Origin of the sequence: Umezawaea sp. (assembly GCF_036375055.1) — a bacterium.
GTDB lineage: Bacteria > Actinomycetota > Actinomycetes > Mycobacteriales > Pseudonocardiaceae > Umezawaea.
Genome location: NZ_DASUSQ010000084.1, coordinates 89265 through 108903, shown reverse-complemented (window position 1 = coordinate 108903; position 19639 = coordinate 89265). Strand labels below are relative to the sequence as shown.

At 72.9% G+C, this 19639-nt stretch carries 18 protein-coding genes; 15 read left to right on the top strand and 3 right to left on the bottom strand.

Annotated elements, in window-relative coordinates; genetic code table 11:
- The first annotated feature begins 1 nt into the window (after position 1).
- From VFZ92_RS23695 to VFZ92_RS23685, 3 genes are read left to right on the top strand one after another with little or no spacing between them, the layout of a single operon-like run.
- Positions 2-883, top strand: a complete 882-nt coding sequence (locus VFZ92_RS23695; RefSeq protein WP_330878251.1) for a sugar ABC transporter permease — start codon at positions 2-4, stop codon at positions 881-883.
- Positions 880-1722: a carbohydrate ABC transporter permease gene (locus VFZ92_RS23690; RefSeq protein WP_330878207.1), complete on the top strand. Its 843-nt coding sequence runs from the start codon at positions 880-882 to the stop codon at positions 1720-1722. Before VFZ92_RS23695 ends, VFZ92_RS23690 begins: the two co-directional genes overlap by 4 nt.
- On the top strand, positions 1719-3107 hold the full coding sequence (locus VFZ92_RS23685) for a beta-N-acetylhexosaminidase (RefSeq protein ID WP_330878206.1): 1389 nt from the start codon (positions 1719-1721) through the stop codon (positions 3105-3107). Before VFZ92_RS23690 ends, VFZ92_RS23685 begins: the two co-directional genes overlap by 4 nt.
- Here the strand turns inward: VFZ92_RS23685 and VFZ92_RS23680 are convergent, their stop codons facing one another.
- A complete protein-coding gene (locus VFZ92_RS23680; RefSeq protein WP_330878205.1) occupies positions 3108-3374 on the bottom strand; it encodes a PspC domain-containing protein in 267 nt (88 codons plus the stop codon).
- A gap of 91 nt (positions 3375-3465) precedes the next feature.
- Here VFZ92_RS23680 and VFZ92_RS23675 point away from each other — a divergent pair, with 91 nt between their 5' ends.
- The 11 genes from VFZ92_RS23675 to VFZ92_RS23625 all read left to right on the top strand — a co-directional run bounded on the left by VFZ92_RS23675 (position 3466) and on the right by VFZ92_RS23625 (position 14962).
- Positions 3466-4323, top strand: a complete 858-nt coding sequence (locus tag VFZ92_RS23675) for a MoxR family ATPase (RefSeq protein ID WP_330878204.1) — start codon at positions 3466-3468, stop codon at positions 4321-4323.
- Between the two features lie 48 nt (positions 4324-4371).
- On the top strand, positions 4372-4626 hold the full coding sequence (locus VFZ92_RS23670; protein WP_330878203.1) for a DUF1778 domain-containing protein: 255 nt from the start codon (positions 4372-4374) through the stop codon (positions 4624-4626).
- Between the two features lie 225 nt (positions 4627-4851).
- Positions 4852-5928 (top strand): vWA domain-containing protein, encoded by a 1077-nt coding sequence (locus VFZ92_RS23665; protein ID WP_330878202.1) that lies wholly within the window; start codon positions 4852-4854, stop codon positions 5926-5928.
- On the top strand, positions 5921-7033 hold the full coding sequence (locus VFZ92_RS23660; protein ID WP_330878201.1) for an XdhC/CoxI family protein: 1113 nt from the start codon (positions 5921-5923) through the stop codon (positions 7031-7033). Before VFZ92_RS23665 ends, VFZ92_RS23660 begins: the two co-directional genes overlap by 8 nt.
- A gap of 52 nt (positions 7034-7085) precedes the next feature.
- On the top strand, positions 7086-7619 hold the full coding sequence (locus tag VFZ92_RS23655) for a (2Fe-2S)-binding protein (RefSeq protein WP_330878200.1): 534 nt from the start codon (positions 7086-7088) through the stop codon (positions 7617-7619).
- Positions 7616-10051, top strand: a complete 2436-nt coding sequence (locus VFZ92_RS23650; protein WP_330878199.1) for a xanthine dehydrogenase family protein molybdopterin-binding subunit — start codon at positions 7616-7618, stop codon at positions 10049-10051. The genes VFZ92_RS23655 and VFZ92_RS23650 overlap by 4 nt, the downstream gene beginning before the upstream one ends.
- On the top strand, positions 10048-10902 hold the full coding sequence (locus VFZ92_RS23645; protein WP_330878198.1) for a xanthine dehydrogenase family protein subunit M: 855 nt from the start codon (positions 10048-10050) through the stop codon (positions 10900-10902). The genes VFZ92_RS23650 and VFZ92_RS23645 overlap by 4 nt, the downstream gene beginning before the upstream one ends.
- A complete protein-coding gene (locus tag VFZ92_RS23640; RefSeq protein WP_330878197.1) occupies positions 10899-11558 on the top strand; it encodes an SRPBCC family protein in 660 nt (219 codons plus the stop codon). Before VFZ92_RS23645 ends, VFZ92_RS23640 begins: the two co-directional genes overlap by 4 nt.
- Before the next feature lie 29 nt (positions 11559-11587).
- Positions 11588-12691 (top strand): CapA family protein, encoded by a 1104-nt coding sequence (locus VFZ92_RS23635; protein ID WP_330878196.1) that lies wholly within the window; start codon positions 11588-11590, stop codon positions 12689-12691.
- A gap of 113 nt (positions 12692-12804) precedes the next feature.
- The gene (locus tag VFZ92_RS23630; protein ID WP_330878195.1) at positions 12805-14451 is read left to right on the top strand and encodes a hypothetical protein; all 1647 of its coding nucleotides are present in this window, start codon (positions 12805-12807) and stop codon (positions 14449-14451) included.
- 25 nt (positions 14452-14476) lie between these two features.
- Positions 14477-14962 carry a GNAT family N-acetyltransferase gene (locus VFZ92_RS23625; RefSeq protein WP_330878194.1) on the top strand — a complete coding sequence of 162 codons (486 nt, stop codon included), beginning with the start codon at positions 14477-14479 and terminating at the stop codon, positions 14960-14962.
- Here VFZ92_RS23625 and VFZ92_RS23620 read toward each other — a convergent pair.
- Positions 14946-15881, bottom strand: a complete 936-nt coding sequence (locus tag VFZ92_RS23620) for an o-succinylbenzoate synthase (protein ID WP_330878250.1) — start codon at positions 15879-15881, stop codon at positions 14946-14948. The genes VFZ92_RS23625 and VFZ92_RS23620 overlap by 17 nt on opposite strands.
- Before the next feature lie 73 nt (positions 15882-15954).
- Positions 15955-17616, bottom strand: a complete 1662-nt coding sequence (locus VFZ92_RS23615; RefSeq protein WP_330878193.1) for a DNA repair helicase XPB — start codon at positions 17614-17616, stop codon at positions 15955-15957.
- A 197-nt stretch (positions 17617-17813) separates the two neighbouring features.
- Between VFZ92_RS23615 and VFZ92_RS23610 the strand changes: the two genes are divergently transcribed.
- On the top strand, positions 17814-19616 hold the full coding sequence (locus VFZ92_RS23610) for an LppU/SCO3897 family protein (protein ID WP_330878192.1): 1803 nt from the start codon (positions 17814-17816) through the stop codon (positions 19614-19616).
- The last annotated feature ends 23 nt before the right edge of the window (positions 19617-19639 follow it).

The following is a 19639-nucleotide window of genomic DNA, read 5'->3' as shown; positions in this document are numbered from 1 at the left end:
CATGGCCAGGGGTGACGGGCGGACCGCGTTCGCCTACCTCACCCCGGCACTGCTGGTCCTCGGCGGCCTGATGGCCTACCCGATCTACCAGCTGGTGCTCATCTCGCTGTTCGACTACGGCCAGGAGCAGGTCAGCGGCGGCGCGCCGCTGGAGTTCCTCGGGCTCGGCAACTACACGAGGCTGCTGGGGGACCAGCAGTTCTGGACCGTGCTGTGGCAGACCGTCGGCTTCGCCGCGACCTGCGTCATCGGCACCCTGGTGGTCGGGGCGGCGCTCGCCGTCCTGGCCACCAGGGTCCGGCCGTGGGCCAGGATGCTGCTGTTCCTCGCCGCGCTCGGCGCCTGGGCGACCCCGGCCGTCGCGGGCTCGACGATCTGGCTGTTCCTGTTCGACGCCAACTTCGGCCTGGTCAACGAGGTGCTGGGCAGCACCGGCTTCTCGTGGACGTTCGACCGCTGGATCGCCTTCGGCCTCGTCGCCGCCCAGGTGGTCTGGTGCTCGTTCCCGTTCGTCATGGTGACCCTCTACGCGGGCATCAAGGCCATCCCGCAGGAGGTCATCGAGGCCGCGGCGCTCGACGGCGCGTCCACCGCCCGCACCGCGCGCAGCGTCATGCTGCCCCTGCTGCGCCCGCTGATCCTCGTCGTCACGATCCAGTCGATCATCTGGGACTTCAAGGTGTTCACCCAGATCTACGTGATGACCGGGGGCGGCGGCATCGCGGGCCGCAACCTCGTGCTCAACGTCTACGCCTACCAGCAGGCGTTCGCCGCGTCCGAGTACGGCCTCGGCGCCACCATCGGCGTCGTCATGACCGCCCTGCTCCTGCTGATCACCATCGGCTACCTGCGGGCGCTGCGGAAGTCGGGAGAAGAGCTGTGAAACACCCCGGCCGCCTGGTCGCCGAACTCGCCACCGTCGTCATCGCCGCGGTGGTCGCGTTCCCGCTGTACTGGATGGTCCTCACCGCGCTGAAGCCCGCCGACGAGGTCATCTCGGCCGACCCCCGGCCGTGGACCCTCGCTCCCACGCTGGACAACTTCACCCGCGCGCTGACCGTGCAGAGCTTCGGCCGGTACTTCGTGAACAGCCTGGTCGTCGCGCTGGTCGTGGTGGTGCTGAGCCTGCTGATGTCGTTCCTCGCCGCGACGGCGCTGACGCGCTTCCGGTTCCGGGGCCGCACGACGATGCTGGTCATGCTGCTGGTGGTGCAGATGGTGCCGGTGGAGGCGCTGACCGTGCCGCTGTTCTTCATGATGCGCTCGCTCGGCGACACGGTGCCCGCGTTCGGGTTGAACCACCTCGGGTCGCTGGTGCTGGTGCACCTCGCGTTCAGCATGCCGTTCGCCATCTGGATGCTGCGCGGGTTCGTCGCCGCCGTGCCGGTGGAGCTGGAGGAGGCCGCGACGCTGGACGGCGCCAGCCGGTTCCGGTTCCTGTGGCAGGTGCTGTTCCCGCTGGTGGCGCCCGGTCTGGTGGCGACGAGCGTGCTCGCGTTCATCCACGCCTGGAACGACTTCCTGTTCGCCAAGACGTTCATCATCTCGGCCGCGGAGAACCAGACGCTGCCGCTGGCGCTCCAGGTGTTCATCAAACCCGACCAGAACGACTGGGGAGCGATCATGGCCGGTTCGACGCTGATGACCATTCCGGTGCTGGTGTTCTTCGTGCTGGTGCAGCGCAGGCTCGTGTCCGGTCTCGCCGGGGCGGTGAAGGGGTGACGCTCCTGCCTCGCCCGGTCCGGGTCACGCCCGGCACCGGCACCACCCAGCGCGTCGTGCCCGTGGTGTCGTTCGTCGACGGGCCACCGGAGTCCTACCGGATCGCGATCACCACCGAGGGCGTCGCGGTCGAGGCGGCGGACGCGGCAGGCGCGTTCTACGCGTCGCAGACCCTCCGCCAGCTCCTCGGGCCGGAGGCGTTCCGGGCCGCCCGGATCCACGACGACCCGCCGGTGCTGCCGGTGTGCGTGGTGGAGGACCGGCCCCGGTTCCCGTGGCGCGGCTGCATGATCGACGTGGCCCGGCACTTCCTGCCGAAGCACGACCTGCTGCGGTACGTGGACCTGATCGCGGCGCACAAGCTGAACGTGCTGCACCTGCACCTGACCGACGACCAGGGCTGGCGCTTCGAGGTGAAGCGGTACCCGAGGCTGACCGAGGTGGGGTCGTGGCGGCCGGAGTCGCGCTACGGCGACCGGCGGGCGAAGCTGTCGACGGGCAGGCCGCACGGCGGCTTCTACACCCAGGACGACCTGCGCGAGGTCGTGGCGTACGCGGCGGAGCGGCACGTGACCGTGGTGCCGGAGGTCGACGTGCCCGGTCACAGCCAGGCGGCCGTCGCGGCGTACCCGGAGCTGGGCGTCGGCCCGGTGCCTGGCGTGTGGACGGACTGGGGGATCAACGAGAACGTGCTGAACCTGGAGGAGTCCACCGCGGACTTCTACCGGGGGGTGTTCGACGAGCTGGTGGACGTCTTCCCCAGCGAGGTGATCGGGCTGGGCGGCGACGAGGTGCCGGGCGCGACGCGGGCGCACGGCGGGTTCATCCGGGCCATCGCCGAGCACCTGGCGACGCACGGGCGGCGCGCGTTCGGCTGGGACGAGATCGCCGAGGTCGGGCCGCTGCCGGACGGCGCGGTGCTGGCGTCGTGGCGCGGCGAGGACGCGGGCGTGGCCGCGGTGCGCGGTGGCCACGACGTGGTGATGTGCCCCGAGCGGCACGTGTACCTGGACTACCGGCAGTCCGACTCGCCGGACGAGCCGATCCCGGTCGGCACGGTGCTGTCGCTGGAGGACGTGTACCGGTACGAGCCGGTGCCGTCGGTGCTCACCGGCGAGGAGCCCGGCCGGGTCCTGGGCGCGCAGGCGAACCTGTGGACCGAGCACCTGGACTCGTCCCGGCGGCTGGACTACGCGGCCTTCCCGAGGCTGGCCGCGTTCGCCGAGGTCGTGTGGAGCGGGGGCGAGCGCGACGAGGCGGAGTTCCTCGACCGGCTCGCCACCCACCACCTGCCCCGGCTGGACGCGCTGGGGGTGGAGTACCGGCCCCTGTCCGGTCCCCACCCGTGGCAGACGATGCCGGGCGTCCCTGGCTTCCCACGGTGATCAGAAGGTCTGCGGGGTGTCCTGCGGCTGGTAGAGGTCGGGGGTACTGGTCTCCTCCGGGATGAGCACCCAGCAGGCGACGTAGAGGACGGCCCCGGTGCCGAAGCCGAGGAGGGTGGCGGCGACGAGGCCGATGCGCAGCAGGGCCGCGTCGACGCCGAGCGCCTTCGCCGCGCCGCCGCACACCCCGCCGAGCATCCTGTCGCCGCGGCTGCGGCGGAGCTTCTTGACCCGGTCGGTGGTCCCGTTGAGCACGTTGTTCGTCATGGGAACCACGATGCCGCCCCGGAGCTGCGGAAACATCGGGGGCGGACCCTGACGTCCCCCGGATCCCGACCCCCGGCCTTACCCTCAGGCGATGACGCCCGAGGAGCTCGCCGCCGACCTGGACCGCGTCGGCTACCTGCCGGACGCGGGGGTGGCGACGGCCGCGTTCCTCGCGCTGCGGATGCACCGGCCGCTGTTCTGCGAGGGCGAGCCGGGCACCGGGAAGACGTCGTTGGCCCTCGCGCTCGCCCAGGCCCTGTCGCTGCCGCTGATCAGGCTCCAGTGCCACGAGGGCATCGACGCGTCGCAGGCGCTCTACGACTGGGACTTCCCCCGGCAGCTGCTCCACCTGCGCGCGCTGGAGGCGGCGTCCGACGGCGCCCTCGACCCCGACGCCGCCGAGGCCTCGCTGTACACCCGCCGGTTCCTGCTGGCCAGGCCCCTGCTGCGGGCGTTGGAGGAGGCTCCGTGCGTGCTGCTGGTCGACGAGGTCGACCGCGCCGACGACGAGTTCGAGGCCTTCCTGCTGGAGGTGCTCGACACCAGCGCCGTCACCATCCCCGAGCTGGGCGAGATCCGCGCCCTCGTGCCGCCGCTCGTCGTCCTCACGTCCAACCGCACCCGCGAGGTCCACGACGCGCTCAAGCGCCGCTGCCTCTACCACTGGGTCGAACACCCCGACCTGGCCCGCGAGGTGGCGATCATCCGGCGCCGCCTGCCGGGGGTGTCCGAGCGGCTGGCCGAACAGGTCGCCGCGGCCGTCGGGAAGCTGCGCGAGCTGGACCTGCTCAAGCCGCCGGGGGTCGCCGAGTCGCTGGACTGGGCACGGGCGTTGCAGGCGCTGGGCCGGACCGAACTGGACGCCGAGACGGCCGCCGTGACGCTCGGCGCGGTGCTCAAGTACCGCGAGGACGCGACCCGCGCGGTGGCGTCGGGGGTGCTGGGCTGATCCGCTCCGTACGAACACCGTGCGACGGGCGATGTGTCCGTGGTGGTGATGAGCGGGGGTGGCACGTCGACCGAGGAAGCACGCCTCGACTTCAGGCTCGACCCGGAGGTCAAGGCCCGCATCGAGCGGGCGGCCAAGCTGTCCGGCGAGTCCGTCAGCACGTTCGTCGTGCACGCGGCCACCGCCGCGGCGGACGGCGTCCTGGCGCGCGCGGAAGCCACCGTGATGCCCGCCGAGCAGTTCGACGCACTCAGGACCTGCACGGCCAGGGCGTCGGTGGAGACCTGCCCCGCGACGCCCTGACCAGGCTGGTCCAAGCGGCCGAAGTCGCGTCCGGCGGGCTGATCGTCGTCGACGCGATCGACGACACGGTCGCGAAGTTCGACCGGAGGTACGACTTCCAGCCGGTGAGGGACAACCCGCGCACGCTGGTGATCGAGGTCGCGACGGTGCGGGCCGCCCTCGGCTGACCGGCCAGTTGAGATTCTTCGGATGATCCTCCGACCGCCGGAGGCGCACAATCGAAGGATGACGGTGCTCACCGGGTACGTCGGGTTCGCCCGTGCGTTGCGGCAAGCGGGCGTGGCCTGCGGCCCGGAGCGCGTGCGGGCGTACGTGGCGGCGGTCGAGCACCTGGACCCCGGTAGCCGGGACGACCTGTACTGGGCCGGGCGGTTGACGTTGTGCGGGGAGCCCGACGACCTGCCGCGGTACGACGCGGCGTTCGGCGCGTGGTTCGGTGGCGAGCCGCCTCGCCGGGCCCAGCGGCGGAAGCCGCGGGCGACCCAGTTGGCCTCGCTCAGCGGCGGTGCGGAGCAGGACGGCAGGGGTGGCAGGCTCGCGACCGCCGCCAGTGACGCCGAAGTCCTGCGGCACAAGGACATCGCGGGCCTCACGCCCGCGGAGAAGGCGCACCTGCGTGAGCTGATCGCGACCCTCAAGCCCGTGCCGCCGCGACGACGGGCGGTGCGGGCCAAGAGGGCCCGAACCGGTCGGCTCGACCCGAGCCGGACGCTGCGGGCGATGCTCGCGTCCGGCGGGGAACCGGTGAGGCCGAAGCACCGGCGCAAGGGGACCCGGCCGCGCCGGGTCGTGCTCCTGGTCGACGTGTCCGGGTCGATGTCGCCGTACGCCGACGCGCTGCTGCGGTTCGCGCACGTCGTCGCGCGGGCGATGCCGACCGAGGTGTGCACGCTCGGCACCCGGCTGACCAGGATCAGCCGTCAGCTCGGGCACCGCGACGCCGAGGTGGCGCTCACCAGCGCGACCCGCGCCGTCCCCGACTACGAGGGCGGCACCCGGCTCGGCGAGGTGCTCAAGGTCTTCCTGGACCGCTGGGGGCAGCGCGGCGTCGCGAGGCGCGCCGTCGTCGTGCTCTTCTCCGACGGCTGGGAACGCGGTGACCCGGCCCTGCTGGGCGAGCAGCTCGCACGGCTGCGGCGGCTCGCGCACGCGGTCGTCTGGGTCAACCCGCACGCCGGCAAGGCCGGGTACGCCCCGACCCAGTCCGGCATCATCGCGGCCCTGCCGCACGTGGACCGCCTGCTGGCGGGCCACAGCCTCGACGCCCTGCGCCACCTGCTCAAGGAGATCAACCGTGCGTGATGTGCTCGACGAACTGGCCCGCCGCGTGGCCGACGGGGAGACCGTGGGGGTCGGCACGGTCGTCGCCACCTTCAGCTCCGCGCCGCGGTCGCCGGGTGCGGCGATGCTGGTCGGCCCGGACGGCGAGGTCACCGGCAGCGTGTCCGGCGGCTGCGTCGAAGGGGCGGTGTACGACCTCGCCCAGCAGGTCGTCGCCGAGGACCTGCCGGTGCTCCAGCGCTACGGCGTGAGCGACGACGACGCGTTCGCGGTGGGTCTGACCTGCGGCGGGATCATCGACGTGTACGTGGAGCCGATCAGCGCCGAGACGTTCCCGGAGCTGGCGGAGATCCACGAGGCCGTGCGCGCCGAGGTGCCGGTGGCCATCGCGACGGTCATCGAGCACCCCGACGCCGACCGGCTGGGCCGTCGCGTGGTGATCTGGCCGGACCGCGTGTCCGGCACGCTCGGGTCGTCGCGCGCGACGGACGCGGTCGTGGACGACGCGCGGGGGATGCTGGCGACCGGCCGCAGCGGGTCGCTGCACTACGGGCCGGACGGCCAGCGGCGCGGCGAGGGCATGACGGTGTTCGTGAACTCGTTCGAGCCGCCGCCGCGGATGCTGGTGTTCGGCGCGATCGACTTCGCCTCCGCGATGGCCAGGCTCGGCTCGTTCCTCGGCTACCGGGTCACGGTGTGCGACGCGCGGCCGGTGTTCGCGACCGCGAGCCGGTTCCCGGAGGCCGACGAGGTCGTCGTGGACTGGCCCCACCGGTACCTCGTGGCGCAGGCCGAGGCCGGGCGGGTGGACGAGCGGACCGTGGTCGCGGTGCTGACGCACGACCCGAAGTTCGACGTGCCGCTGCTGGAGGTCGCGCTGAGGCTGAAGCTCGCCTACGTCGGAGCGATGGGGTCGCGGCGCACCCACGACGACCGGGTGCGGCGGCTGCGGGAGGCGGGCATGACCGAGGGCGAGCTGGCCGGGATGGCGTCGCCGATCGGGCTCGACCTGGGCGCGCGCACGCCGGAGGAGACCGCGGTGTCGATCGCGGCCGAGATCATCGCGCTGCGGTGGGGCGGCCGGGGGGAGAGGTTGACGATTCTCGACGGCGCGATCCACAGGTAGCGGCGTTAGGGTGATGTGACAACGGTCACCCACCACTGACCTGGAGGGTTTCATGCGCATCACCGTCAACGTCGACGGCGTGAGCTACACCGACGAGGTGGAGCCGCGAACGCTGCTGGTCCACCACCTCCGAGAACGACTGGGCAAAACCGGAACCGTCGTCGGCTGCGACACGAGCAACTGCGGCGCCTGCACCGTCCACCTCGACGGCCACAGCGTGAAGTCGTGCTCCGTGCTCGCGGTGCAGGCGAACGGCCGCGAGGTCACCACCATCGAGGGCCTGGCGCGGGACGGGCGGCTGCACCCCGTGCAGCGGGCGTTCCACGAGAACCACGCGCTCCAGTGCGGGTTCTGCACGCCCGGCATGATCATGCAGTCGCTCGACCTGCTCGCGGACCACCCCGACCCGGACGAGGAGGCGGTCCGCAAGGGGCTGGAGGGCAACCTCTGCCGGTGCACCGGCTACCAGAACATCGTGAAGGCCGTGCGGGACGCGGCCCACCACATGCGTCCGGGCGCGGGCCCGGAGGCCGAGCAGGTCACCGAGGAGACCCGGTCGCCGTCGCACGCCGGAGGCGGGGAATGACCGCGACCGCCGAACCGGAGATCGGGAGGGCCAGGCTGCGCAAGGAGGACGCGCGGCTGATCACCGGCGACACCCGCTGGACCGACAACATCCAGATGGCCGGGATGCTGCACATGGCCGTGCTCCGCAGCCCCATGGCCCACGCGAAGATCACCAGCATCGACGTCAGCGCCGCCGCGGCGATGCCCGGTGTGCTGCTGGTGCTGACCGGCGACGACGTGGCCGAGGAGCAGGGCAGCCTGCCGTGCGCGTGGCCCATCACCGAGGACATGCTGGCCCCGCCTGCCCCGTCGCTGGCCGTGGGCGAGGTCAACTTCGCCGGTGAGGGCGTCGCCGTCGTCATCGCCCGCAGCGACCACGAGGCGCACGACGCGCTGGCCGCGATCGACGTCGAGTACGACGAGCTGCCGGTGGTGCTGGACATGAAGGCCGCCCTCGCCGACGGCGCGGACCTCGTGCACCCGGACCTCGGCACCAACAAGAGCGCGACGTGGGTGTTCGACTCCGCCGAGGCGGGGACGGGCTCCGACGTCGACCGGGCCATCGCCGACGCGGAGGTGGTGGTCACCAGGACGTTCCGCCAGCAGCGGCTCATCCCCGCGTTCATGGAACCCCGGTCGGTCGTGGTCGACCCCGGCGGCGGGTCCATCACCATGTGGTCGGCGACCCAGGTCCCGCACATCCTGCGGTGGATGCTCTCCGCCGTGCTCGGCATCCCCGAGCACAAGGTGCGGGTCATCGCCCCGGACGTCGGCGGCGGGTTCGGCGGCAAGCTCCAGGTCACGCCCGAGGAGGTGCTGACCCTGCTCGTCGCCCGCCGCCTCGGCAAGCCGGTCAAGTGGACCGAGTCGCGCACCGAGTCGATGCTGTCCGCCCACCACGGCCGCGACCAGGTGCAGGAGCTGACGATCACCGCGCGCCGCGACGGCACGGTCACCGGCCTCAAGGTCGACCTGCTCGCCGACATGGGCGCGTACCTGCGGCTGGTCACGCCGGGCGTGCCGATCCTGGGCGCGTTCATGTTCAACGCCATCTACAAGTTCCCGGCGTACCGGTTCACCTGCGTCAACGTGTTCACCAACAAGGTCCCGACGGACGCCTACCGCGGCGCCGGGAGGCCAGAGGCCACGTTCGCGATCGAGCGGATGATGGACGAGCTTGCCGTCGAACTGGGCATGGAACCGATGGAGCTGCGTCGGAAGAACTGGATCGAGCACGAGGAGTTCCCGTTCACCACGGTCTGCGGGCTCACCTACGACTCGGGCAACTACGAGGCCGCGACCGACCGGGCGATGGAGCTGTTCGGGTACGACGAGCTGCGGCGCGAGCAGGCCGCCCGCCGCGAGAGCGGTGACCCGGTGCAGCTCGGCATCGGCATCTCGACGTTCACCGAGATGTGCGGCCTCGCGCCGTCGCGGGTGCTCGGCTCGCTGCGCTACGGCGCGGGCGGCTGGGAGCACGCTGCGATCCGGATGCTGCCCACCGGCAAGGTCGAGCTGATCACCGGCACCTCGCCGCACGGGCAGGGCCACGAGACGGCGTGGAGCCAGATCGTCGCCGACCGGCTCGGCGTGCCGTTCGAGGACGTCGAGGTGCTGCACGGCGACACGCAGTCCTCGCACAAGGGCATGGACAGCTACGGCTCGCGGTCGCTGGCCGTCGGCGGCACGGCGATCGTGCTGGCGGCGGACAAGGTGCTCGCCAAGGCCCGCACGCTGGCCGCGCACCTGATGGAGTGCTCGGAGTCCGATGTGGACTTCTCGTCCGGGCGGTTCTCGGTGCGGGGCACGGGAACCAGCACCGCGCTGACCGACGTCGTGCTCGCGGCGCACGTGGCGCACAACCTGCCGGACGGCATGGAGCCGGGGATGGACGCCGAGTCCACCTTCGACCCGACGAACTTCTCGTTCCCGCACGGCACCCACCTGTGCGCGACGGAGGTCGACACCGAGACCGGTGCCGTGAAGATCCGCTCGTACGTCTGCGTCGACGACATCGGCGAGGTGGTGAACCCGCTGATCGTCGAGGGCCAGGTGCACGGCGGGCTGGCGCAGGGCATCGCGCAGGCGCTGTTCGAGGAGGCCGTGCACGACGAGTCGGGCACCCTCACGACGGCGACGCTGGCCGACTACCTGGTGCCGACGGCGGCCGACCTGCCGCACTTCACCACCGACCGGACCGTGACGCCCGCTGACTCGAACCCGTTGGGGGTCAAGGGGGTCGGTGAGGCGGGCACGATCGCGTCGACCCCGGCCGTGGTGAACGCGGTGATCGACGCCGTGCGCCACCTGGGCGTCGAGGACATCGAGATGCCGTGCACGCCGATGCGCGTGTGGAAAGCGGTGCACCGGGGCAGGGAACGGGGAGTGCCGACGACACCGGTCGCCGCGGGCGGCCTCGGCTCCATCGACGCGCAGGGAGGTGCGGAGTGATCCCCGCGGAGTTCGAGTACGTGGCGCCGACCAGCGTGGAGGAGGCCGTCAGGGCGCTCACCGAGGCCGGTGAGGACGCCAAGGTCCTGGCGGGCGGCCAGAGCCTGATCCCGGTGCTGCGCATGAGGTTGGCCGCGCCGAACGTGGTCGTGGACCTGTCCAACCTGAGCGAGCTGACCGGCGTCCGCGACGACGGCGACTCGCTGCTCATCGGGGCGATGACCACGCACTACGAGGTCCAGCGCGACCACCTGGTGCACGACCACGCCCGGCTGCTCGCGCTGGCGACCGACGAGGTCGCGGACCCGCAGGTGCGGCACCGCGGCACGTTCGGCGGCGCGCTGGCGCACGCGGACCCGGCGGGCGACCTGCCCGCCCCCGCGCTGGCGATGGACGCGACGATGGTCATCGTCGGGCCGGGCGGCCGTCGGGAGGTGCCGGCGTCGGAGTTCTTCGTCGACTACTTCACCACCGTGCTGGAGCCGAACGACGTCCTCGTCGACATCCGCGTGCCGAAGCTGACCGGCTGGAGCGCGCACTACGAGAAGTTCAACCGGGTCGCGCAGGCGTGGTCGATCGTGGCCGTGGCCGCGGCGGTCCGGGTGGTCGACGGGACCATCGCCGAGGCCAGGGTGGCGCTCACCAACATGGGGCCGACCCCGGTGCGCGCCCACGGCGTGGAGGAGGCCCTGGTCGGGCAGCCCGCCACCGCCGGGTCGATCACCGCGGCGGCCGCCCGCGCGGCGGAGGGCACGAACCCGACGACCGACGGCAACGCCGACGCCGAGTTCCGCTCGCACCTCGCGCGGGTGCTGACCGGACGGGCCCTCACCACCGCGGTGGGCGCATGAGGCTGGAGCACGAGTTCGCGGTCCCGGCCCCGGTCGAGACCGTGTGGGCCGCGCTCCTCGACCCGGAGAGGGTGGCGCCGTGCATGCCCGGCGCCACCCTGACCGAGGTCGACGGGCCGGGGTTCACCGGCACCGTGAAGGTGAAACTGGGCCCGATCACCCTGATGTACAAGGGATCGGGCGAATTCCTGGAGACCGACGAGGAGACCCGCACGGCCGTGATCAAGGCGTCCGGCAAGGACGTCCGGGGCAACGGCACGGCGGCGGCCGCGGTCACGGCGACGCTGGTCGAGGCCGATGGCGGCACGCGGGCGCACGTCGTGACGGACCTCAGCATCACCGGCAGGCCCGCGCAGTTCGGCAGGGGCCTGATCGCCGAGGTCGGCGGCAAGATCATCGACCAGTTCGCGACTTGCCTGGCGAGTAGGCTCGGATCGGAGGAGGCTGGCGGGGACGACACCCCCACCACCGACGCCCCCGAGGGACCCGCCGTGACCCAGCAGCACCTCAGAGCCGTTCCTGACCAGGCCGAGGAAGCAGAGGCGATCGACCTGATCGGCACCGCGGGCGTACCCGTGGTCAAGCGGGTCCTCCCGCTGGCGCTCGGGCTCGCCGTGCTCGTCCTGGTGATCTCCCGGCTCCGGCGGCACCGCTGAGGAACCGGCCGGGGAGGGCACCGGCGGCGGTGGCCGCCCTCGCCGTCCTGGCCGCGGTCACCGCCTGCACGGCCACCGGGGGCGACCCGGTGGCCGTGCGGGCGCCCGCCCCGACCACCGGGTCCTCCGCCGCACGGCCTGCCCCCACCCCGCCGCCGCGGTCGTTCACGCTGGCCGCGGGCGGCGACATCCTCATCCACCCCGCGCTCACCGACCAGGCCAGGGCCGACGGCGGCGGCACCCCCGACTTCCGGCCGCTGCTGGAGGGGATGCGCGAGGCCGTGGCCGCCGACCTGTCGATCTGCCACCTCGAAACGCCGCTGTCCGCGCCGGGAGCCCCGACGTTCGGCTACCCGGCGTTCAGCGCACCCCCGGAGATCGCGGCGGCGCTGGTGGACCTCGGGTACGACAGCTGCTCGACCGCGTCCAACCACACGCTGGACCGCGACGTGCCGGGCGTGCGGACCACGCTGGACGTCCTGGACTCGGTCGGCCTCAAGCACACCGGGTCGGCGCGCAGCCCCGAGGAGGCCGCGACCCCGCTGATCCTGGACGCGAACGGCGTGAAGGTCGCCCAGGTGTCCTTCACCTACGGCTACAACGGGATCCCGCTCCCCGAGCCGTGGATCGCGAACACGCTCGACCCGCGGCGGGTCGTCGACGCCGCCCGCGCCGCGAAGGCCGCGGGCGCCGAGGTCGTGGTCGCCAGCCTGCACTGGGGAGCCGAGTACGAGGCCGACCCGACGCCGGAGCAGCGCGCGGCGGCCACGACGATCCTGGCCGACCCGGCGGTCGACCTGATCATCGGCACGCACGTGCACACCGTGCAGCCGATCGAGCGGATCGGCGAGAAGTGGGTCGTGTACGGCATGGGCAACGAGGTCGCGAAGCACGAGGAGCCCCGCGGCACCACGGAGGAGGGCCTGATCGCCCGCTTCCGGTTCGTCGAGGGGCCGCAGGGCTGGCGGGTCGACGAGGCGAGGTACCGCCCCACCCTGGTCGAGCTGGGACCGCCGATCCGGGTCGTCGACCTGTCGTCGGCCCCGCCGTCACCCCGCCGCGCGGAGGCCCTGGCGCGCACCGACGAGGTCGTCGGCCGCCTCGGTGCCGCCGCCGCGGGGCTCGGCAGGTAGTTCCCCCGCCGTTGAAGGGGCTCGGGAGGTAGTTCCCCCGCCGTTGAACCGGAACGGCCGCGCGTCCGTGCCCCTGCTGCACACCGGAACCACGCACCGGAGGTCGGCCGCTCATGACCGGGAACGACGCGAACCTCTTCGCCGCCAGGACGACGCTGCTCCGCCTGCCGTCGCGGAGCACGACCGCGGGCGGTGTGCCCGTCGTGGGCTCCACGCCGGAGCGGGCCCTCGCCGCCGTCATGCCGCTGCCCCGGCGGTCCTCCGACCGCCCGCTGCGCGTGGACGTCGTCGGCGGCGGCCCGGTCGGTCTCACGTTCGCGTGCACGCTGCGCGCGATGATGGGCGACCAGGTCGTGATCCGCGTCCACGACCCCCGCTGGCGCACCCGCAACGGCCGCGTCCTGTGGCGCGAGCGCGCGGAGGGCAACACCCGCCGCGAGCAGGTCGTGACGCTCCAGAGCAACGTGTGGTCCAACCTCCCGGAGAAGGTGAAGAGGCGCCTGTTCACCGAGGGCCGCTTCGGCGAGATGTGGCCGCTGGGCCCGGACTCCCCGGCCGAGCGCGGCCGTCCCCGCAACCTCAAGATCCGCTGGATCGAGGACTGCCTGCTGGACGTGGCGCAGGACGTGTACGGCGTCGAGCTGCGCGCCGAGGCCTACGAGGTCCCCGAGAAGTGGGACGGCACGCACGTCGTGGCGATCTGCGACGGCGCCAGGTCCAGGACCCGCGAGAGCCTCGAGGACCACTTCGGCACGCCCGACCGCGACTTCTACTCGATCAACGGCACCCCGCTGGAGGAGACCGTCCTCGGCATCCGGGTCAGCTCCCACCTGCCCGACGAGTACACGGTCCCGCTGACGGTCAGCCAGAACCGCTTCCTCTTCAACTCCCTCGGCGGCGGCTTCATCAACATGCGCCTCACCGCCGAGGAGGCCTCCGAGATCGTCGCGATCGGCGAGAACGGCCCGGTCGAGTGCATCGAGCGCTACTCGTGCACCATGCGCCCGCTGGGCGACCGGTTCGTCTGCGACCGCCACCGGGCCACGTTCAAGCCCTCGATCGACCCCCTGTCCTTCCTGTGGCCCCGCATCCAGGACGGCATCCGCTTCTTCGGCGCCTCACCCTCGGACTTCCTCAGCCTGACGTCGTTCACGCTGGGGATGCGGCAGCAGTCCCGCTTCACCGCCCAGCTCGCCCCGAACACCTGGGGCTTCCTGCTCGGCGACGCCGCGAACTCGCTGCACTTCTGGCCGGGCCGCGGCCTGAACACCGGCGTCAAGAGCGCCCAGTCGCTCGCCGCCACCCTCCGGCGGCGCTGGCAGGGCCGCGACTTCCGCTCGTCCGACTTCTCGTCGCACGAGGGCACCATGCAGCAGCTCCAGTACCGCGAGAAGTCCCGCGCGTGGACCACGATGGTCATGCCGGACGAGAACGGGGTGCCGCGCGGCATCGAGGACCGCGTCCGAGCGGGTCTGGAGGGCCCGTTCGACCGCCAGGCCCTGGTCCACGAGCTGTTCACCCGCGTCCGCGACGTCAAGGACCGCCTCGCTCCGCGCATGGGCCACCTGCCGAACGACCAGTGGTACCTCGACAGGATCAACGGCCTGCACGTCAAGACGCTCAAGGTGATGGTCGAGACCGGCCAGTGGATCACCCGCGAGATCGGCGGGGACGAGGTCTCGGTGAACGTCGAGTTCCCCGAACCGTCCCGCCGCGACCTCCCGCTCACCCACCTCCGCGCCTCCTCCCTGGCGGGGTAGGGCCATCGGTCCCCGCGGTGGCGCGATGAGCCTCCAGCCCGAACCGATCACCACGCAGCGGCTCGTGCTGGAGCCGCTGCGGGTGGAGCACGCCGAGGAGGTGGCGGCCCTGCTGGACGACGTGCGCCTGCACGAGTTCACCGGCGGCGAGCCGCCGACCCCGGACCAGCTGCGGGACAGGTACGCCCGGCAGGTCGCGGGGATCGGGCGGGGGTGGTTCAACTGGATCGTGCGGCACGACGGCGTGGTCGTGGGGACGGTGCAGGCGACGCTGGAGGCCGGGGTCGCCGAGGTGGCCTGGGTGGTCGGGACCGCGCACCAGGGTCGCGGGTACGCGGGCGAGGCGGCCGTCGGGATGGCCCGGTGGCTGCTGGCCCACGGGGTGCGAGGGCTGGTGGCGCACGTGCACCCGGAGCACCGCGCGTCCGCCGCGGTGGCGCGGCGGGTGGGGCTGGTCGCGTCCGACGTCGTGGTCGACGGCGAGGTGCGGTGGGTCAGCGCAGGGCGGTGACGCGGGCCAGGCGGTCGAGCCAGCGGGCCGTGGTGGGGGCGTCGGCGGCGCAGCGCTCGTGGACGTCGGGCAGCGGGGCCCTCGTCGGGACCGGCAGGTGGCCGTCCACCGGGCGCAGGGGGCTGGAGGTGACGTCGCCCTCCATGAGCGACAGGGTCGCGAGGCCGCACGCGTGGTCGAGGGACGGCAGGGCCGCCGCCAGGGCCAGGCCGGCCGCCAGACCGACGGAGGTCTCGACGGCCGAGGAGACGACGCACGGCAGGCCGGACGCCTCGGCGACCTTCAACGCCCGCCGCACGCCGCCCAGCGGCGCCACCTTGATCACGGCGATGTCGGCCGCGCCCGCCACGGCCACCTTCAGCGGGTCCTCGGCGCGGCGGATCGACTCGTCCGCGGCGATCGGCACGTCCACCCGGCGGCGGACCAGCGCCAGCTCCTCGATGGTGCGGCACGGCTGCTCGACGTACTCCAGGCCGCCCGCGGCCCGCTCCAGCGCCGAGATCGCCGCCACGGCCGCGTCCACGTCCCACGCCGCGTTCGCGTCGACCCTGATCCTGCCGCCGGGACCGAGCGCGTCGCGGACGGCGGCCACCCGGTCCAGGTCGGACGACAGCACCGCCCCCGGATCGGCCACCTTCACCTTCGCCGTGGTGCAGCCCGACGCCGCCACGATCTCGTGCGCGCGCTCCGGGGACACGACGGGAACCGTGCAGTTGACCGGGATCGACGTGCGCAGCGGCGCGGGCCAGTGCAGGCCCGCCGCCTCCTCCGCGCACTCCAGCCACGGCACGCACTCGGCGTCGGAGTAGTCGAGGAACGGGCAGAACTCGCCCCACCCGGCGGGCCCCTCGAACAGCACGCCCTCGCGCACGGTGATGCCCCGGAAGCGGTTGCGCATCGGGATCGCGTACACCCGGATCGAGGAGACGTCCACGACCCCATCCTGTCAAACCCGCCGCCGGCCGGCCCGGTGGCCGGACGGCGGCGGCGCGTCAGCCGACCTCGGGCAGCTTCGGGCCCAGCAGGTCGTCGGCGTCGACGATCTTGTACGCGTAGCCCTGCTCCGCGAGGAAGCGCTGGCGGTGGGCGGCGTAGTCGGTGTCCAGGGTGTCCCGCGAGACCACCGAGTAGAAGTGCGCCTGGCGGCCGTCACCCTTGGGGCGCAACAACCTCCCGAGCCGCTGGGCCTCCTCCTGCCGCGACCCGAAGGTGCCCGACACCTGCACGGCCACCGACGCCTCCGGCAGGTCGATGGAGAAGTTCGCGACCTTCGACACGACCAGGACGCGGATCTCGCCCTTGCGGAACGCGTCGAACAGCTCCTCGCGCTCCTTGTTCTTCGTGGACCCCTGGATGATCGGCGCGTCGAGCGCGGCGCCCAGGTCGTCGAGCTGGTCCAGGTACGCGCCGATGACGAGCGTCGGCTCGTCGGGGTGCTTGTCCAGGATCGCCTGGACGACGGGCATCTTCGTGTGGGCCGTGGAGCAGAGCTTGTACCGCTCCTCCGGTTCCGCCGTCGCGTACAGGAGCCGCTCGTTGTCGGTCAGCGTGACCCGCACCTCGGTGCACTCCGCGGGCGCGATCCAGCCCTGCGCCTCGATGTCGCGCCACGGCACGTCGTACCGCTTCGGACCGATGAGCGAGAACACGTCGCCCTCCTGGCCGTCCTCGCGCACCAGCGTCGCCGTCAGACCGAGGCGGCGCCGGGACTGGAGGTCCGCCGTCATGCGGAAGACGGGCGCGGGCAGCAGGTGCACCTCGTCGTAGACGATGAGGCCCCAGTCGCGCGAGTCGAACAGCTCCAGGTGCTTGTACTCGCCCTTGGACTTGCGGGTGACCACCTGGTAGGTGGCGATGGTGACCGGGCGGATCTCCTTGCGCTCGCCCGAGTACTCGCCGATCTCCTCCTCGGTCAACGACGTGCGCGCGATCAGCTCGCGCTTCCACTGCCTGCCCGCGACGGTGTTCGTCACGAGGATCAGCGTGGTCGCCTGCGCCTCGGCCATCGCCGCGGCACCGACCAGCGTCTTGCCCGCGCCGCAGGGCAGGACGACGACGCCGGAGCCGCCGGCCCAGAACGCCTGCGCGGCCAGCCGCTGGTAGTCGCGCAGCTTCCAGCCGTCCTCGGCCAGCGCGATCGGGTGCGCCTCGCCGTCGACGTAACCGGCCAGGTCCTCCGCGGGCCAGCCGATCTTCAGCAGCGCCTGCTTCAGCCTCCCGCGCTCGCTCGGGTGCACGACGATCGTGTCCTGGTCGATGCGCTCCCCGAGCATCGGCGCTATCTTCTTGTGCCGCAGCACTTCTTCGAGGACCGCTCGGTCCACCGTGCTGAGCACCAGGCCGTGGACCGGGTTGTTCGCGAGTTGCAGCCTGCCGAACCTGCTCATCGTGTCGACCACGTCGACGAGCAGCGGTTGGGGCACGGGGTAGCGCGAGAACCGCACCAGCGCGTCGACGACCTGCTCCGCGTCGTGTCCGGCGGCGCGGGCGTTCCACAGTGCGAGGGGGGTGACCCGGTAGGTGTGCACGTGCTCGGGCGCGCGCTCCAACTCCGCGAACGGGGCGATGGAGGTGCGAGCCTCGTCAGCGAGCGGGTGGTCGACCTCCAGCAGCAAGGTCTTGTCTGACTGGACGATCAACGGTCCGTCGGTCACGGGTGCCTGCTCCTGTCGATTGGCGTTCTGCCATTGTCACAACAACGCGCAAGTCGCAGGCAGTCCCGTGGCTCGTCGTGGCCGTGAGGCGACGCCCCGCACTCGGCGACGGTTTGGTAAAACTCTCCAAAACCAGCAATCGGGTGCCTACGTTCTGCTAGGTCCGGACACCCAAGGGACCTCCAGCAAAGGTGATCATGAGCAACGAGTCGACTCCCGACCCCAAGGCCGACGACGCGCCGAAGACCGCGCAACCGGCATCGGAAGCCGCCGCCACGCCCGCGCCCGCTCCGGACGAGGCGCCCGCTGCCAAGCCCGCCGCGAAGCGCGCACCCCGGCCCAGGAAGACCCCCGCCAAGCCCGCGACCGCGAGCACCGACGCCGCCGCCCCTGAGGCCGCGGCGGACGCGGCCCCGGCCAAGACCCCCGTCAAACGCGCCCCGAGGCCCAGGAAGACCGCGGTGAAGCCCGCCGTCGACCCGACCCCGGACGCCGCCGTCGACCCGACGGCGGCCCCCGCGGCCCCGATCGCCCCGGTGATCTCGGCCACCTCCGAGCCGGTGACCGAACCGGTCCCCGCTGCCGCCAAGCCCAAGCGGGCTCCTCGCAAGAAGGCCCCCACCGCGGCGGCGGCAGCGGCCGCCGCTCCGGTCACGGCGGCGGTGCCCGAGCCGGTCACCGAGCCCGTGCCGGTCCCCACGGCCGCCGAGACCGCCCCACCGGCCACGACCGAGGCCCCGACCCCGGTCGAGCCCGTCACGGCCGACGCCCCCGCTCAGGCCGAAGCCCTCCAGGCCGAGGCCCCCAAGGCCGGGGCCCCCGCCCCGGTCGAGCCCGTCAAGGCCGACGCCCCCGCCCCGGCCGAGCCTGCCAAGGCCGAGGCCCCCGCCCCGGCCGAGCCTGCCAAGGCCGAGGCCCCCGCCCCGGTCGAGCCCGCTCAGGCCGAGCCCGTCACGGCCGCGGCCCCCGCCCCGGTCGAGCCCGAGGAGCCGGTGACCGAGGCGCTGCCGGTCCTCACCCCCGAGCCCGCCGCGGCCTCGGAGCCCGCGAAGGCGGAGCCCGCGAAGGCGCAGCCGGACGAGCCGGTGACCGACGCGCTGCCGATCCTCACCCCGGAGCCCCCGGCCGCGGCCGAGGCGAAGGTCGAGGAGCCGGTCACCGAGGCCCTGCCGGTCCTCACGCCGCCGGACGCCGAGCCCGCCGCACCCGCCGGAGCGCCGAAGGCCGGAGCACCGGCCGCCGACGCCGTCGCGACGCCCGCCACCACCCCCCAGGCGGAGGCCCCCGGTCCGGTCAAGGCCACCGACCTGCCCGCGGAACCCGCGAAGGCCGAGGGCGAGCCGGAGCCCGCGGCGGCGGCCGTCCCCGCGGCACAGCCGCCGCAGACGGCCCCCGAGGCCCCGCCCGCCGCCGCGGACGGCACGGGCAACGTCCTCTACCGCAAGCCCAAGCCCGACGACGAGGAGGAGGACGGCGGCGGTCCCCTGCGCGGCAAGGGCCGCCTCATCGCGATCGTCGTCGTGGCGCTCCTCGTGGTCGCGGGCATCGTCTACGCGGTCACGGCGCTCAGCGGCGGCAGCGACCCGAAAGACGCGTCCGCCGGTGACTGCGTGTCCCTCTCGGCCCCCTCGCTGGAGGAGTCGGAGAAGGTCGAGACGGTCGGCTGCGACGCCGACAACGCGCTGCTCCTGGTCGGCAAGGTGATCGGCAACGACACCGACTCGTGCCCGGAGGCGAGCTTCTACCAGCAGTACCCGGTCGAGGGGAAGCCCGCGCTGGGCTACCGCCTGTGCCTGCTGCCGAACCTGGCCGAGGGCGCCTGCTACAAGCTCGACGACCTGAGCGCCAACTACGTCAAGTCGGAGTGCAAGGGCGTCGAGGCGCTCAAGGTCACCAAGGTCATCCAGGGCACCGACGACACCGGCCAGTGCCCGGACGGGGCGGGCGAGTCCTACCCGGAGCCGAAGCTGACGTACTGCTTCGCCCCCGCCGAGAGCTGATCGAGGCCGAATTTCCTACCACC